The sequence below is a fragment of the Paenibacillus peoriae genome, assembly GCF_022531965.1.
Classification (GTDB): Bacteria; Bacillota; Bacilli; order Paenibacillales; family Paenibacillaceae; genus Paenibacillus; species Paenibacillus polymyxa_D.
Genome location: NZ_CP092831.1, coordinates 5365653 through 5382198 on the forward strand (window position 1 = coordinate 5365653; position 16546 = coordinate 5382198).

Below are 16546 nucleotides of genomic sequence, written 5' to 3' on the forward strand. Positions count from 1 at the left end.
AAACCCGAGTACACTTGTGTACCCGGAGTTTGCCTTTTTTTTTAATTTGTATGGATTCCACAGCATACAGTTAACCATCCCGAACATGTAGTAAGCGCTTTAAAAAAATGACACCAAAGGAGATTAATCTCATGCAAAGAAGACGTTTTGCCCCTGTTTTATTATCTTTCGTGTTCCTGCTAACGATCTTTTTCCCATCCTCCAGCTCTGCCGCAGCAGCAACAGATGTCCCAGCGCCACAGGCTACCCTGCTTACACAGGTACAGCCTTTGGGTGAAGTCGTTTCTGCTGTTGTACTGAAATACAGCACCAATATTGACGGGGCATCTTTATCCACGTCTAGCTTTCAGGTTCAATCTGTACTCAATGATGTATATACAGATAGAACCGTGACCGGTGTATATACCAATGATACTGGAGCCATCACCAACCGCAGCACTCATGGTAAATATGTCGTGATTGAGCTGGATACACAAGATAAAAATGCAAGTACCCTTACTTACGATGCAACAAGCGCAGTTAACCGCATCAACACGTTGAATTATATTATTAGTCAAAAGAAAGATATTGCAACTTCAAAGAAAACAGTCATCCCAGCCTCTGCACAGACTGTAAAAGCAACAGATAAAATTACACCGATCGTAGACGATTTCCAAAAAAGCATCTTTGAAAATAAAGAAGGCTTCAAGCTGAACTACTTTACGTTTGAGCCTAAAGTTGAGCCCGGCAAAACCTACCCCCTGGTTGTATTCCTGCACGGAAACGGCGAACGTGGTGACGGAAACGGAGTAAATTTGCTGGCAAACGCCGGAGCTGTTACTTGGGCTTCTCCTGAGCAGCAAGCCAAACACCCATCCTTCGTAATCGCACCACAAAGCCCGATTGACTTGGAACATAAATTCATTTGGGCGGATGAACCACGCAACAGCGCTGTAGCCGATTTGGTACGTGAAACAGCGTTAAAATACCCAATCGACACCGACCGAATCTATATTGTTGGTATTTCTCAAGGAGCTATGGGTACGTGGAGACTGCTGGAAAAGAATCTTGACTTGTTCGCCGCAGGTGTACCCATTGCCGGTTTGACCAACTATGAAAAAGCCGTTAACATGTATGCACCTGTCGATCCTAAACACGTTGAAGTACTGAAAAACGTTCCGATTTGGGCCTTCCATGCTGCAGACGACACCACAGTTAGTCCTAAAAACTCGCAAGAAATGGTAGCTGCCATAAAAGCACAAAACGGTAACCTCATTCATTTTACTGAATACGAAGCAGGGATTATCAAACCTACAGGACACTTCTCCTGGGTACCGGCTCTGCAAAATCAGGATATGATTGAATGGCTGTTTGCACAAAAGAAATAAATGTACAGGCCTGTTGATTAACCACTAAATGGTAAAAGTAAAGTCGCCCACCTTTCAGTTGGTTTGTACCCTTACAAACCAACTGAAAGGTGGGCGACTCCATGAAAAAGTCTATTACGATCCCAACGATTCTTCAATCCATTCCGCTAGCCTGTGGGGTGGTTCATACGTATTCAGTCCTGCGCAAACAGCTTTATAGTCTAAGGCACTACCTCTGCTTCTTTTACTTCCTCTAGGCTATATTAACTTTACTGCTTTCATTGCCTGCATTACACACATCATTACGCTTCATTTGCTCAAGTCTTCCTTCTCGCAACAAGCAGCATAATAAATGAAATTAAGACAATGGCAATCGTCCACGCCCAGGCCATCGTCTGATTCCCTGCATCGACAGCTACATAGATCGCCGTAGGTACCGTCTGCGTCTTATTCGGAATGTTCCCGGCAATCATCAGCGTCGCTCCAAACTCGCCAAGCGACCGTGCGAAGCCCAGTATCGCGGCAGTCAGCAGTGAAGGATAGGACAGCGGCAGCGTAATGTAGCGAAACATCTGCCATTCGCCAGCCCCTGCCGATCTGGCCGAGTCCTCCAGTGAACGGTCCACCGCATCGAATGCCGTCTTCATTGTCTGATAGACGAGCGGGAATGCCACCACGATAGACGCCAGCACCGCCGCCCACCAGGAGAAGATGACTGACGCGTGGAACAGCCATTCGATCCATTGTCCTAACCAGCTTCGACGTCCCAGAATGACCAGGAGCAGGAACCCGACTACCGTCGGAGGCAGCACCAATGGAAGCATGAAAATGGTCTCCAGCACCAGCTTACCACGTATGCGGCTTCGCCTTATCCAGCGGGCCGCCAGTACTCCTAGGACCAGCACGATCACACAGGACAGAGAAGCGACCTGCAGGGATAGCTGTACCGGAGGCCAAAATTCCGCCCAATTCACAGCAGTCAACAACTATTCCGCCTTACGGAAGCCGTACTTTTCCATCACCTGGAGCGCAGACTCGGTTTGCAAATAATCGTAGAATTGACGTGCATCCTCCTCATGACTTGTGGCAGCTACCAAACCGAGCGGATAGGTAATCGGAGAATGAAGCTTGGAGTCCACTGTTAACGCAATGCTTGTATCCTTCGTGGAAAGTGCATCCGTCTTGTATACGAAGCCCGCATCCGCGTTACCTGTTGCTACGTACTGCAGCACCTGTCGCACATCCTTGGCTTGTACCAGCTTCGGCTCCAATTCACTCCACAGCTTTTGATTCGTTAACGCTTCCTGTGCATATTTCCCCGCAGGCACACTGTCAGGAATGCCAATCGCGACTGTCTTGATGTCTTGTCCCTTCAGGTCATCCAGTTTCTTGAGCGCCACTCCATCCTTAGCAGGAACGACTAATACCAGATCATTCGCGAGCAACGTGCTGCTCTTCTTGACAAGGGCTTTTCCCTCAAGCGCCTTCATGCTGGAGGTAGAGGCAGAGATAAAGACGTCTGCGGGCGCTCCTTGCTCAATCTGACGCTGAAGTGCACCGGAGGCGCCGAAGTTAAAGTTCAGCTTCACATTCGGGTGCTCCCGCTCATATCCGGTCTTAATCTCATTCAGGGCGTCCGTCAGGCTTGCCGCTGCAGAGATCGTCAACTCCACCTGTTGCTGGTCCGGTGCCTTCGTGCCTGCTGTATTCTCCGTTGTTGTTTGTGCTGCTGTTGCCGCCGGCTCTACAGGAGCTGCGGGCGCAGCACTCTGGGAACCGCAAGCAACTAACACCACTAGTGCCCATATAGCTACTAGACTTCCAATCGTAGACTTGATTCTTCTCAAATTCCATCCCCCGTTCAATCATGTTTAGTTATAATTAGATATAACTAGTATAAATTCATATCTCATTATAGCTATGAAGGTAATCCTTGTAAACCACCAAAGAGCAGTTGGCAAGTATCACTTATGCCTGTTTAGAAGCTTGATGTTCCTGACTTTTTCGCCAGCCTCTGTTATGCCAGATGATTTGGTGTACAATATATGAGACACTGTGCATGATACATCACAGAAATTGATACATTTCAATCATACTGTTATTAATGGAGGTCTACTATGAATTCTCCTGTATCCTATACGACTGAGGAAATAGCCAAGCTACTGAAGATATCCAAGCTGACCGTCTATGATCTGATCAAAAAAGGAGAGATCCCCTCGTACCGGGTAGGTAAGCAAATGCGGGTGGATGCCAGTGATCTCGAAGCTTACAAGCAGCGCTCCAAAAGCCAACTGCTGAAGCACGACCCATCACCCCCACCCATATCCATGATGATCCCGCCGCATTCGCTATCCGGCGGTTCGACGCAGAATTCCAGTACAGCAGTCATTACTGGCCAGGATATCAGCCTCGACATTCTCGTCAAGCATCTTGAGAGCCAACAGACGTCCATTCGCCCGCTCCGCTCATATGGGGGTAGTCTGGACAGTCTCATCTCTATGTACCAGGGCAAAGCAGACATCGTCAGTACGCATCTGTGGGACGGCGACAGCGGTGAGTATAATTTGCCTTATATTCGCAAAATTCTGAACGGCTTCTCGTACCTCGTCATCCGTCTGTTATCCCGGCAAGCAGGGCTGTATGTCCAGACAGGGAATCCTTATGGTTTGCAGGGCTGGAAGGACTTGGCGCTTCCGGGGCTGCGTTTGGCGAATCGCGAGAAGGGCTCCGGCGCGCGCATCCTGCTCGACGAGCAGCTTCGTCTTCATCACATAGACCGCACTGCCTTGCTCGGATATGAAGACGAATCGACGCATCATATGGCTGTAGCAGGCAAGGTCGCCTCCGGCGAAGCCGATGTTGGTATCGGAATCGAGAAGGCCGCCAGTATTGTGGGGTCCGTGCAGTTTATTCCACTCATTCAGGAGCAGTACGATATCGTCATGCTGCGCACACCAGAGCGACAGGAATGGATTGATCTTATATTGCAGATTCTTCATTCGGACAGCTTCCGGCGGGAACTGGGAGCCATTCAGGGATATGACCTTTCTGAGACAGGAAAGACCTTGCTAGAGACATAGTCCTAAGTACAAAACAACGTTCAGGAACAGTCTTCCTGAGCGTTGGAGTCTATTATGGAACTAAATGTCGCTGTTAATGCTGAACGACTATAATGAAAATCAATGTAGCTTAGCAGGAGTAAGCCTCGGGAGCAGGCTTGCCAAGCGCAGGGAAAATCTCGTCCAACTACTTCAATAGCAAATTGCACATGATATAAAAAGAATATATGAGTTTGGCTCATACAGTTCTAAAAATAAAAGCGCCAGAACGGTTCGAAACCCGCCTGGCGCTATATTTATTGCATCAAAAAAAGGCACCTGCCTTCCTGTGTCCACCATCAGGAGAGCAAGTGCAAAATAAAACGAGGAGACTAAAAAATTTGACACTGATATTGCCATTTGCAGTTAACTTGGAACCTCTAACTCGCGCGCTTCGCAGCTTTGAGCGTTCTCAAAGCTCGTCTACGCGTTACCTTATGAGGACAGCTGGGCTGTCTTCGGGCAGTTGCCACATCTTCTCTCGCCATGTGTACATACCCCACCCTATTCACTTAGGCTCATATTGGGAGTCTGTGCCTAAAGACTTAAATGATTATGATTCTCATTATCATTTAAGATTATATAATTAAATCTACTAGAATGCAAAAGCATTTGGGGAAATATGTACCTTTATTACGGCAGTGTTCATTTCACCCTTTTACGCTTCTGTGTTACATTATATAAATAAGACGAGAACAAAAATTCGAAGCTGAATTTATGTTCGCCATTTTTCCATAGTTCTTTATTCCGAACTAAATCAAAGTCTATATCTTCTCGACATGTGTTCCATAACAACTCGTCTGTAAGAAAACTTAATGCATCCATGTTGCGCAACCGTTCGACTAACTCGGTAATCACATCTATGTCCTCACGTTGTACATATCTGGCAAGAGTGATGCTGCCTGTATCGCCATCAACATATAGATGTGAATGATGTCTTCCCTTTTTTACATGTCGAAGAGTAAGCACGCTATTGTCGATCATCATGACGCCCTCAAAAAGCTCATACATATGCGGAAGATCACAGGGACCAAGAATGACACTTACTTTTTCAAAATTACCTTTGTTCATTTAGATTAGCTCCCTTCACATCTATTAAATCGGTCTTTACTAAAGATTAGATTTGTAAATTTTATAACCTTTTAAGATTAACCTTTGTAGTTATTTTATATCCTTTGAAGATAAACTTAAATAGTTAATGCTATTTCTATTTAAATTTCTATAATGAGGTGTATGTATGGGAATTGTTTTTAAACTTGAAGAATTACTTCGAGAAATCGGGATTACTAAAAATGCTCTCGCTCGTGAGGCAAAAATCAGACCTAATACCATCTATGAGATGTGTAACAATACATCCAAGCGAATCGAATTTAAAACATTTAATACCGTGATGGAAACACTGATTCGGCTCTCTGGTCGTCCATTAACCCTACATGATGTTCTCGAATATATACCTGAGAATGAATCAGAGAAACACTGATACATTCACAGAATAGTCCGCTGCATCTTATATCTCTGCCCCTGGCAGGGATATTTTTCCCCTTGTTATTTAGCATAATTGTTATCATTATTTCAGAGTACGTGTGACTAGAATCTATACTGATAAAGGAGTATTTTCCATCATGAATGTTCATGAGAGATATCATTTTAAACTTGGCGATATTTTAGAAGAACTTGATATTTCCCGAAATAAACTAGCCGTAGAAGCAAAAATACGTCCGGCTACTGTAATAGATATGGTAAATGGCAAAACCAAAAGACTTGAATTAGAAACACTTGTCCATATACTTGATGCTTTGAACAGAATTGCCCATCAACGAAGATTTTCAAGGACTATTACTCTTGCTGATATTATAGAATACATTCCTGAAGATGGAATTGAGAGACAGTGGGACTGTAACATGAGAATGAGGATTACTACTAGCCCAGTGGGCATTTCCATGACAATTTAAGAGGTTGCTAAAGCCCCTTTTTCCCCATATTAAAGAAGCGTTGGGCTTGTTGTCCCAACGCTTCTTTATGCTAAAACAACAACTTATACTATGATTAATCCACTTTGCCGCCTTCTACGACCAATTGATCTGTAAAGCCTTCTCCATAAACGGAGGTCAGTGTGTCCTTGTAGGCTTGATGGACAAAATTTTCCTTACCCAACGTTGCCAACTCATTGTTGATCCAGTCTAACAACTCCTTATTTCCCTTTGCTACTGCGGGTGCAATCGTATCTTGACCACCAAAGGCCGGGATGGTTACGGTAAAGCCGGGGTTGGCCTTTGCCCAGGCGATCAGCTCTGTATTATCGTTGGCAATGGCAACGCCGCGTTTGTCTTTGAGGGCTGAGAAAATCTCTGTGTATTGATCGAATTTGAGCAGCTTGATGTCAGGATAATTTTTCGTAAAATAGGTTTCAGCCGTCGTTCCTTTTGCGACAATCAGCTTTTGATCCGAACCCTTCAATTGGTCAATCGTGGTGATTGGAGCACTATCAGGTGACACAATGCCAAAGGATAATTTCATATACGGATTGGCAAAATCAACTTTTTCTTTACGCTCATCGGTCACCGTAAAGTTAGCCATGATGATATCTACCTTGTTGGATTCCAAATAGGCAACCCGGCTGGCAGCATCCACCAGAACAAATTCCACCTTGGACTCGTCACCCAAGAGATCTTTGGCAAACCGCTTCGCAATATAGACGTCAAAGCCTTGATTTTTCCCTTCCGAATCCACGTAGCCAAAAGGCGGCTTATCTGCAAATACACCGATTCGAATCTTGCCATTCTTTTTAATATCCTCAATCGAAGCAAATTTAGCCGAGCCTGAACTACCGTTGGTATTACCAGCCCCTGCACATCCCACCAAACCAACAAGCAGCAAGCTCAAAGCCAGTAATAACGTCGTGAACTTCATTCCTTTTCTCATCTGTATTCCTCCCCCTGTTTGTCAGCATTTTGCATCATTCGGTTTCTTTCGCTTCTGGGTGCAATATAGAGACCAATAGAAACATGTCGATCTCTATATTGTGATTGGAAGTCGCTCATGGAATTGATGCAAAATGCTCATATCGTTTCGTACTGAAATATATCCAGAAAGTGCTGGGCACGCTCTGTTTCCGGTTGGGTAAAAAATTGCTGCGGCGTAGTCATTTCGCATATCTGTCCTTGATCCATAAAAACGATACGATCTCCTACCGACTTGGCAAATCCCATTTCATGCGTCACGATAATCATGGTCATGCCCTGTTGGGCCAGCTCTCGCATGACATCCAGCACCTCTCTGACCATTTCCGGGTCCAAGGATGCGGTGACTTCATCAAAGAGCATAATTTCCGGATTCATACACAGGGCGCGCACAATCGCAATCCGTTGCTTTTGCCCACCTGATAATTGTCTCGGATACGCATCTTTGCGATCCAGCAGACCCACTCGCTCCAATAGCTGCTCCGCTTGCTCAAGTGCCTCCTGCTTATTTCTCCGCTGAACTTTAAGCGGGCCGAGCAATATATTTTCTAAGACCGTCATATGCGGAAACAGCTCGTAGTTCTGGAACACCATTCCGATATGCTGACGCACCTCACGCCAATTCACTTTCTTGTCCGTCAGGTCTTGCCCTCTATAACGGATATCTCCGCTCTGAACTGGTTCCAGACCATTGAGACATCGGAGGAGTGTGCTTTTTCCACATCCCGAAGGACCGAGAACGACCACGACTTCCCCTTTCGTTACGTCCAGATTAATCTGTTGTAATACTTTTCGGTCTTCGAAGCTTTTGTGCAGCCCTCGAATTTCGAGTAAAACCTCCACAGCCTCTCCCATGACACCCACCCCATCCTGCTAATTTTGCCATCTGCGTTCAAATCTTTTGGAAAGTCTGGATAACGGATAGCATACGAGAAAATATAATATGAAAATAAAGCCATACACCCAAAAGGATGCCGAGGGCGCTTTGATTACACCAAGCTCAATAATCTGCTGTCCGACCTTGACCACTTCTACTACACCGATCAGCACTACTAATGAAGTGGTTTTGATCATCCGTGTCGCCAAATTAATAGAACCGGGAAGCATTCGGCGCACCGCCTGGGGAATGAGTACATGGCGGTATAACTGCCCATATGTCAGTCCCAGTGCCTGCCCGGATTCCACCTGATGCTTGGGCAGTGATTCCAATGCACCCCGAACAAGGTCACCAATCTCGGCTGCTCCCCACAGGCTGAATACGATAATTGCTGTCAATTCTCCGCTGATATTCACATTTAACAAAGGCGTAAATCCAAAATATACAACATACAACCACACCAAAATCGGAATAATGCGGAATGTCTCCAAATATAATCTCAGCACAAACCGAATCGGTCTTGATTGTAAGGTGCGCAGCAATCCCATCAGAATGCCTAATAGAGTACCGATAATAATGGAAAGTAACGCAATCTCCAGCGTAACGAGTAATCCCCCTAATAGACGCTCGAAATTGGAACCTTCAAAGAGCACATTAATCCCCGAATTCAGCATATCGCACCTTCCTTTCCACCCAAGTCAGCAGTATCGACAAAGGTAAAAGCAGGACGAGATATGCCAATACCAGCAGAATTAGCGATTCTGTCGTTTTGTAGTACATACCGATTAGGTCTTTTGCCACATTCATCAAATCTAATAAAGCAATGGCGCCAACAATGGAGGTCTCCTTGAGTAGAAAAATCGCATTCGCTCCCAGAGACGGAACACTGATGGTAAAAGCCTGTGGCAAAATAACATATCTCGCCAGTTGTATCTTGGACAGTCCGAGACTCAGCCCGGATTCCGTTTGCGTTTTACTTACGGCTTCGATTCCACCACGGAACGCCTCAGCCATATAACCCCCGCCCAAAAAGGTCATGCCCACAATGGCACACGTCATTTCGCTCATATGCAGACCTATTTTCGTAAACCCGTAATACAGAAAATATAACTGAACAAGCAGCGGCGTATTTCGGGAAAGCTCAATATAGGCAACAATGATGCCGCTAATTCCCTTCACCTTGTAATACAGTACTATACTGCATAGCAAACCGACGACTAGTGAAAACAGAATAGCAAAAAAGGCGATCTTCAAAGTCAGCCACATGGCTTCTCCATATAGCGGCAAGCTCTCTACAATAAAGTCCCAGTCTAAGTTCATATGTGCATACCTTTCAATTTTCAATTATTCCTATGTATTTGCTTTGCTTAATAACAATGATTGTATTCCTGCCCAATTATTACGTCAATACTTTGATGAAAATTTGTCATATTTATCTATGGTTTAGGAAAGAAAAGTGTTGTTTTATTTCAGAAATAAATAAAAAAGCTTGAAATGAATAAATTTCATTTCAAGCTTTGATTTATGCTATACGATTCATCACACGAGTGGCTCTGTAACTACAGGACCGCCGAGCTTCTCTACAATTAAACGGCTTTCCTCATTTAACCCTTGTAGGGTAATAGTTTTACCTGAGTTTCTGTATTTTTGAAGCACCTTGCCAATAGCAGTAACCGCCGAGTGATCCCAAACATGCGAATGGCTAAAGTCCACTACAACGCGGTCCGGGTCATCCGAAGGTTCAAAATGATCAACAAAATGAGACGTTGAGGCGAAAAACATCGGCCCCCTGACATGGTACACCTTTTCTTCATGATCCTCAGTCGTACTGATACGGATTTTAGCCATTTTCCAGCCAAAATGCAGTGCACTTAGCAGTACGCCCACGATTACGCCCTTGGACAAATCATGCGTAGCCACCACGATGATCACCGTGACCACCATAATCAACGTATCTGCTTTGGGAACCTTGGCAATGTTTCGCAGCGATTTCCAATCCACAGTTCCAATACACACCATGAACATAACTCCCACTAATGCGCCCATGGGTACTTCCTTCACAACTCCACCAAGTACGAGCAGCAGAAAGGCCAAGAATACCCCTGCCGTAAAAGTGGACAAACGCCCTCTTCCACCTGAGCTGACATTAATGACGGATTGTCCGATCATGGCACAACCACCCATACCCCCAAAAAAGCCATTTACAAAGTTGGCAATCCCTTGCCCACGGGCTTCCCGGTTTTTATTGCTTTTCGTTTCGGTCATTTCATCCAAAATGCTGGCTGTCAGCAGCGATTCCAGCAGTCCAACCAGTGCCATCGTAAAGGAATACGGCAGCAAGATCCGCAAAGTATGCCACGACCACTCAATTTGCGGCAAGTGGAATGAAGGCAGCGAACTGGTCAGCGTCCCGATATCTCCTACCGTTTTCACATTCAATCCAAATATATACGTAATGATCGTCATGATGATGATTGCCGTCAATGGAGCGGGGATGCTTTTCACAAATCTCGGTAATATATACACAATGAGCAGCGTACCTGCTACCATCGCGTACATGATCCAATTGGCTCCATGAAAATGAGTAAGCTGAGCCATAAAGACGAGGATCGCCAACGCATTCACAAACCCGGTCATGACTGGCTGTGAAATAAAGCTTATAAAGCGACCTATTTTCAGAACACCCAGCACCACTTGAATGATTCCTGCCAAAATGGTAGCTGCAAACAGATATTCCACGCCATGATCCTTCACCAGACCAACGACCAGTACAGCTACGGCCCCGGTTGCTGCCGAGATCATCGCCGGACGTCCACCTGCAAAAGAGATGACAATGGCCATCGAGATGGAGGCGTACAGTCCGACCATGGGATTGACCCCCGCAATGATCGAGAAGGCAATCGCCTCGGGAATTAGTGCTAGCGCCACGGTCATGCCCGCAAGTATATCGGCCCGGATATTACCGAACCATTGTTGTCTAAGATTCATACTGTCTCGTTCCAGCCTCCTATATTTACAGAGAGTAGCGTGTTGACTCGCAACCCGTGTGGTTTCGGGCATCCGTCCAGCTGCCAATCGCCAAGGCTCTCCTATCATTCAGTTCGTCTCTCTCAAACGACCCGGTCCGTTACATTCAGTCCATCATTATAACGTAAGGGGTTCGCAGAGACGAATGAGTTAAAAGGCTGTTTACAGAAAGAAATCATCTATTCCCTTGGAATATCGTTCATTTACTTCATCTTATTCGTTTTCTTATATTTAAAATTTTTGCAATTCCTAAGATTCTAACCTGCTAAAGTTGATCACCTTAACTTCATACTCAGACTCCGCGAACTGTAAATCTTGATCCGCCGTAACCAGTACCAATTGGTTTATAATAGCTGTCGCAAGAATCAACGCATCTGGGGTCTTGAGCTTTCTTGCAAACTTATCTTTTTGTTCTCTTCTGATACGCCCCGCTTTAACTGCGATCTCTGAATTAACTGCAATAAATTCCCCGCCAAGAAAAGGTATCGAATCTAAGTCAGTATTAGTAGGCAACCCGGCTATAAACTCGGACTGAGTTATAACAGAAAAGAAGATATTCTCTTTATCTTTCTCAGCTTGTCGTATTACTCTATCCAAAGATGAGTCAAGTCTATGAAGGGCAATAGCTGCATTCGTATCAAATAGATACCCCATCTAATCCCAATCCTCTCTGGATTGTTTAACACTCTCTTCGATCTCAAGTAATTGCTCCTTGCTTAGACTGCCTCGAGAATTTAAAACAGCTTGCAACCCTTTGGGTAACGGGGACTCTAAATCAATAACCTCAGTTTCCCCCTGTTTATTTTCTATAGTAACTTTTGATGGTTCAAACCCAATATCACGAAGGAGACTTAGGAGACGTATTCGATGTATATCCGTTAATTTTTTTGCCACTAAAATCACTCCTTAGCAAAAGATTAGTTTCCGTTCATAGCTTGTTTAATTCGTTTTCTTATATTTAAAATTTTCGCAATTCCTGCACAAGCTCCGATAGGGCTTCAGCAATCTCCGAGTCTGCATGGTGCTGGAGTAAACTCTCAAAGTCAGGCAGTGCTTGCTTCAATAATCGATAGCTATAGTCATAATAACTCCAAAAAGCTACCGGATCATAACCACGTGCTTCTTCCTCTTCCCATTCCAGTTCATCTTCTTCTGGATCGCTGTCTGCTGACCATAGATATTTTTCGTCCAGCAGCATGGTTAGGGATTCAACAGACTTCTGTGAATCCTCTTGTGCATTTTCCATGTCCAATGCTCCAACAACCGCATGGTACAGTTCCAACTCACTCGGCGTGATATCATCCGAATTTCTCGTATGCAAATTACGCAATAAGAAGAGTAACACCCACGGCGTAACCTGCCACAGTGTGCCTTGATGCTCTATCAGATCAGCAATGGCTGCGTACTCCCCATTGGATATCAATTGTGGCAACTCCGTGCCTCTACCATAAGGAGTAGTCAGGCGGTGCCAAGGCACCTCTGCAATTTGGAGACCATCCATTAGGGCAGTGTTCATCTTATGAGTATCCATAACTCTCCTTTCTGGTCGGTATCTAAAACCTTCCCGATTTAAAAATGGAATACAGTAAAAAGGCAACCATTAAGAGAGCGACAACAAAGCCGATTTCAATAGCAGGTACATTCCACAGCATGGTCGCCTGATGATTCAGCGATGAACCGATAATCAGTCCGACCATAATAATGCTGAACGCTAACAGCACGATACTGAATGACAGGCGGTTGCTGATCTGATCCAGCCTGCGCAGAAGCATTTCCAGCTCCGGCACAGTAACCTCCAGCTTAAGCTTGCCCTTGCCGATAATCGAGGCTAAATGCCTCGCCTGTCCTGGCAGTTCCATCAGCGCTTCCACCAGCTCAGTCGCACCGCCGAGCAGCTTGCCTCGGATACGACGACCGCTGAAGCGTTCCTTCAGCAGCCTGTTACCAAAGGGCTCAGCCAAAGCGATAATACTGAGATCAGGGTCCAGATGCTCCACGACCCCCTCCAGTGTCAGCAACGCCTTGCCTAGCAACAGGACGTCCGACGGCAAACCAATCCGATGGCGCTGCGCTGCGCCAAACAGGTCGTTCAAAGCATCACCAATACTGACCTGTGAAAAAGGAACGTCTGAGTAATCTTCGCGTATCTTGTCCAGATCGGCACGTAGCGCATTCAGGTTGGTATCCGGTTCGACCAGCCCCAAACGTGCGATAGACCGAACCATGGCATCGGTATTTTTGCGCATCAGGGCAATAATGAGGGAAGCGAGATGATTCTTCATCTCTTCGCTCAGCCTTCCCGTCATGCCAAAGTCCAAATAAGCGAGACTACCATTTTTCAGAACGAGTAAATTCCCCGGATGGGGATCGGCATGAAAAAATCCCTCTATAAAAATTTGATGCAACATGCTGTTCACCAGCCGCTGCGCCAGTTCTTTCAAGTTATATCCACGGCGTAATAGCTCTTCACGACTACCCAAGTGAGTTCCGTCTAGAAACTCCATGGTCAGTATACGGGAAGAGGTATGATCCCAGTATATTTTCGGAATATAGATATGTGGGTCCTGCTCAAATTGGAGCGCAATCTTCTCTGTATTACGGGCTTCGTGGTTGTAATCCAACTCCTGAATGAGCGATCTCCCCAGCTCCTCTACCATCTGGCGAAGCTGATACCGCTCTACCCATTCCCAGCGCTTGGCTGCCATTGCGGTCAGTTCCCGCAAAATGTCCAAATCTCGCCGAATGATGCGATTAACGCCAGGACGCTGGATTTTAATGGCGACCATTTCGCCGCTGTGCAGCTTGCCCAAATGCACTTGCCCGATCGAAGCAGCGGCCAGCGGAACATCGTCAAAACGAACCAGTATGTCCTCTAATGACGTGTCCAGCTCCTGCTCCAGAATGCCACGCGCCGTTTCAGATGAAAACGGCGGTACCTGATCCTGAAGCTTAACCAGCTCACGGATAATAGGCTCCGGCAGCAGGTCAGCACGTGTGCTTGCCAACTGTCCAAGCTTGATGAATGCAGGCCCCAGATCCTCCACCACAAGTCGAATCCGTTCACCTAACGTTTTGGACTCGGGAGTTTCTCTCGTCAGCCACTTGCGAGGCAGTGACAGTAGCTGGAACAGTCCCATTTCTTCCACCATATAGCCAAAGCCATGACGCGCCAGCGCCATGGCAATTTCCCGGTAACGACCGGCGTGCTTCATACGAACCGCCATTTTAATCCAGCCGGTTCGCTTCTTCAGCGTCGCTCGAACCCGTAAGCGCCGCCTTTTCTTTTTCCAGCTCCGCTACCTGTTTTTCCAACAATGCCACACGCTGCTCCAAACTTGTGACATCATTTTCGGTAGGTACTTCCAGCTCCTGCAAAATGCGGCTAACCTGTTCGCGGATCACTGTTTTGAATTGTCCCTGTTCCTCTGCCCCTCGTTCGATCAGACGATCGACCAGTGCTTTGGATTCCGAAGGCGCAAGTTCTCCGCGGTTTACAAGATCCTCGACGGCTTTCTCCACCTTTTCTTTGCTGACAACGGTGAGGCCCCACCCCAATGAGATGGCTTTTTTGAACAAATCGCTCATAATATATCCTCCCCTACCTGTGATTACCTACTAGTATAACCTGAAAAGGGGAGCTGCATAAAGCTCGCAGCTCCCCTCCCTCAATGAATGGAATGATCTATGTTTAACCCGGAAAGCGTCCAGCCCACTTAGCAGCCTGAAGCAGCAGCTTACGGTATCCCTCGTGCTGGAAACTTGGCTGATTATGTCCAGGCATCAGGTAGACGACCCGGCCCAAGCCATAGGACAATGACCATGCAGCCGGCCACCACTGACCTTCATACTCGTATTCCATCAGTAGTGTTTTTTCAGTGAATGGATCAAAATCAAAACGGTATGGCTCCTCTTGCATCTCGAACGGTTCGATTCCTTCCATAATCGGATGATCCGGCTCCGTTACCTTGAAGGAAAGCTGCTCCGCTGCCGGATGCCGCAGGAAGCGCGCTCCTATGAGCTGTGCTATTTCATACCGTCCTTGCAATGTGATTCCGTTATGCAGCACAAGCAATCCACCCCCGCCGCTAACATAGGACAGCAGTCCTGCTGTTTGTTGAGGAGACAGAACCTCCTTACGGCTATCACAATACGAGATGCATAGATCGAATGAGGCTAGATTTTCCTTGAGCAGCATTTTACGATTTTCACTGCATTGTACCGTCATCCAATCTTGTAAAATATGGCTAATCTCTTCGTCCACCCCTTGCAGCGGGTGAAACTCCGGATACGAATAATCTCCTAACAACAATGCTTTTCTTTTTTCCATGATAAATCCTCCTTGCCTGACTTGTATATAAGGACTTTAAAGGCGGGGTCCGTGTCATTCATTCTTGTTTGTGGGGTCAAAACGCTCAGAAAATTCTGTTTGGCCCTCATTCATTTCCCATAACACCGCCATCATTGTCCGAGCTACGGCATATATAAATAATTCTACAGACGGCCTATTAAATCCTTTAGCAGAAGATTATAGCATATATGTTCGCTCGGAATAAACTTATTAAAACTTATTCAAAATTTATAAATCTGAACGATGGCGATTCGGCCTCTTTATGGTATACTCGTAAGAAAAAAAGTGCGTCCATGCTTGATTAACAATAAAGGGCCGCTTTTTGTAAGAAATTTATGCTTGCGGTTATAGAATTGATAAGAATTGCCTCAAACCTTATACATTCTATACATCTTAAAAAACCGGGGAGGTTGCATGAATGAAAAGGACTGGAATGACCCGGCCCTTGGACAGCTTGGGGCGAATTGTGCTTCCTAAAGAGTTGCGCATGACGATGGAGATTGACATCGGCGATCCATTAGAGTTTTTTATTGAAGACCAGACACTCATGCTCCGTAAGTACAAATCAACCAACTGTATATTTTGCGGTGCGGTTGATACTAACACCTATTTTAAAGATCAGTTTATCTGCGATGAATGTGCGGCCTCGATGAAAACGGAAGATTTAGTTCCGGTCACAGCGACTGAAACCCATTCACCCCCACTTAAGCAAAACATGCATATGAAAAAAATTTATCAGCGCACAGACGTTATTTTGGAGAAAATGAGAGAGCTTATGGAAGAACATCCAGCATCTTCACAAAAACAACTCGCCTCCATGCTTGGCGTGAGTCAGGGAAGGATTTCCCAGCTGAAAAAGCTCATGTAAGTGAACCACCAAAAAAGTAATG

Annotated in this window: 18 protein-coding genes and 2 pseudogenes; 5 read left to right on the forward strand and 15 right to left on the reverse strand. The window is 45.8% G+C overall.

The annotated features are described in order from the left end of the window. Nucleotides 1-131 precede the first annotated feature (131 nt). Nucleotides 132-1367, forward strand: a complete 1236-nt coding sequence (locus tag MLD56_RS23730) for a PHB depolymerase family esterase (RefSeq protein WP_029518566.1) — start codon at nt 132-134, stop codon at nt 1365-1367. 296 nt (nt 1368-1663) lie between these two features. Here the strand turns inward: MLD56_RS23730 and modB are convergent, their stop codons facing one another. Then, nucleotides 1664-2329 carry a molybdate ABC transporter permease subunit gene (modB, locus tag MLD56_RS23735; protein ID WP_029518567.1) on the reverse strand — a complete coding sequence of 222 codons (666 nt, stop codon included), beginning with the start codon at nt 2327-2329 and terminating at the stop codon, nt 1664-1666. A 3-nt stretch (nt 2330-2332) separates the two neighbouring features. Continuing rightward, on the reverse strand, nt 2333-3193 hold the full coding sequence (gene modA / locus MLD56_RS23740; RefSeq protein WP_029518568.1) for a molybdate ABC transporter substrate-binding protein: 861 nt from the start codon (nt 3191-3193) through the stop codon (nt 2333-2335). A 270-nt stretch (nt 3194-3463) separates the two neighbouring features. On the opposite strand from modA, the gene MLD56_RS23745 reads away from it, so the two are divergent. Further along, nucleotides 3464-4426, forward strand: coding sequence for a helix-turn-helix transcriptional regulator (locus MLD56_RS23745; RefSeq protein ID WP_029518569.1), 963 nt, complete (start codon nt 3464-3466; stop codon nt 4424-4426). Between the two features lie 398 nt (nt 4427-4824). Here the strand turns inward: MLD56_RS23745 and MLD56_RS26075 are convergent, their stop codons facing one another. After that, nucleotides 4825-4932, reverse strand: a complete 108-nt coding sequence (locus MLD56_RS26075; protein WP_161627035.1) for a putative metal homeostasis protein — start codon at nt 4930-4932, stop codon at nt 4825-4827. Between the two features lie 247 nt (nt 4933-5179). Beyond that, a pseudogene (locus MLD56_RS23750) lies at nt 5180-5515 on the reverse strand (hypothetical protein); the annotation flags it as partial. A gap of 166 nt (nt 5516-5681) precedes the next feature. On the opposite strand from MLD56_RS23750, the gene MLD56_RS23755 reads away from it, so the two are divergent. Both MLD56_RS23755 and MLD56_RS23760 read left to right on the forward strand, forming a co-directional pair. After that, nucleotides 5682-5924 carry a helix-turn-helix domain-containing protein gene (locus MLD56_RS23755; RefSeq protein ID WP_029518571.1) on the forward strand — a complete coding sequence of 81 codons (243 nt, stop codon included), beginning with the start codon at nt 5682-5684 and terminating at the stop codon, nt 5922-5924. Nucleotides 5925-6066: 142 nt separating this feature from the next. Further along, nucleotides 6067-6327: pseudogene (locus tag MLD56_RS23760) on the forward strand (helix-turn-helix domain-containing protein); the annotation flags it as partial. Nucleotides 6328-6490: 163 nt separating this feature from the next. Here the strand turns inward: MLD56_RS23760 and MLD56_RS23765 are convergent. The 11 genes from MLD56_RS23765 to MLD56_RS23815 form a co-directional block, all read right to left on the reverse strand. Continuing rightward, complete coding sequence (locus MLD56_RS23765; RefSeq protein ID WP_029518573.1) at nt 6491-7366, reverse strand: cysteine ABC transporter substrate-binding protein; 876 nt, start codon at nt 7364-7366, stop codon at nt 6491-6493. Between the two features lie 137 nt (nt 7367-7503). Next, nucleotides 7504-8259, reverse strand: a complete 756-nt coding sequence (locus MLD56_RS23770) for an amino acid ABC transporter ATP-binding protein (protein WP_029518574.1) — start codon at nt 8257-8259, stop codon at nt 7504-7506. Between the two features lie 18 nt (nt 8260-8277). Further along, nucleotides 8278-8955, reverse strand: a complete 678-nt coding sequence (locus MLD56_RS23775; RefSeq protein WP_029518575.1) for an amino acid ABC transporter permease — start codon at nt 8953-8955, stop codon at nt 8278-8280. Beyond that, nucleotides 8936-9601, reverse strand: coding sequence for an amino acid ABC transporter permease (locus MLD56_RS23780; RefSeq protein WP_029518576.1), 666 nt, complete (start codon nt 9599-9601; stop codon nt 8936-8938). The genes MLD56_RS23775 and MLD56_RS23780 overlap by 20 nt, the downstream gene beginning before the upstream one ends. A gap of 219 nt (nt 9602-9820) precedes the next feature. Next, entirely contained in the window at nt 9821-11269 is a 1449-nt protein-coding gene (locus MLD56_RS23785; RefSeq protein ID WP_029518577.1) for a SulP family inorganic anion transporter, read from the reverse strand. 288 nt (nt 11270-11557) lie between these two features. Then, nucleotides 11558-11962, reverse strand: coding sequence for a PIN domain-containing protein (locus tag MLD56_RS23790; RefSeq protein ID WP_029518578.1), 405 nt, complete (start codon nt 11960-11962; stop codon nt 11558-11560). After that, complete coding sequence (locus tag MLD56_RS23795) at nt 11963-12202, reverse strand: hypothetical protein (protein WP_016822811.1); 240 nt, start codon at nt 12200-12202, stop codon at nt 11963-11965. It lies immediately after the preceding gene. A 64-nt stretch (nt 12203-12266) separates the two neighbouring features. After that, complete coding sequence (locus MLD56_RS23800; protein ID WP_029518579.1) at nt 12267-12839, reverse strand: hypothetical protein; 573 nt, start codon at nt 12837-12839, stop codon at nt 12267-12269. Nucleotides 12840-12861: 22 nt separating this feature from the next. Beyond that, complete coding sequence (locus MLD56_RS23805) at nt 12862-14532, reverse strand: ABC1 kinase family protein (protein WP_029518580.1); 1671 nt, start codon at nt 14530-14532, stop codon at nt 12862-12864. A 1-nt stretch (nt 14533) separates the two neighbouring features. Next, a complete protein-coding gene (locus tag MLD56_RS23810; RefSeq protein ID WP_013312404.1) occupies nt 14534-14893 on the reverse strand; it encodes a phasin family protein in 360 nt (119 codons plus the stop codon). 103 nt (nt 14894-14996) lie between these two features. Further along, nucleotides 14997-15635, reverse strand: coding sequence for a ThuA domain-containing protein (locus MLD56_RS23815; RefSeq protein WP_029518581.1), 639 nt, complete (start codon nt 15633-15635; stop codon nt 14997-14999). Nucleotides 15636-16074: 439 nt separating this feature from the next. On the opposite strand from MLD56_RS23815, the gene MLD56_RS23820 reads away from it, so the two are divergent. After that, nucleotides 16075-16524 (forward strand): AbrB/MazE/SpoVT family DNA-binding domain-containing protein, encoded by a 450-nt coding sequence (locus MLD56_RS23820; RefSeq protein WP_025721620.1) that lies wholly within the window; start codon nt 16075-16077, stop codon nt 16522-16524. The last annotated feature ends 22 nt before the right edge of the window (nt 16525-16546 follow it).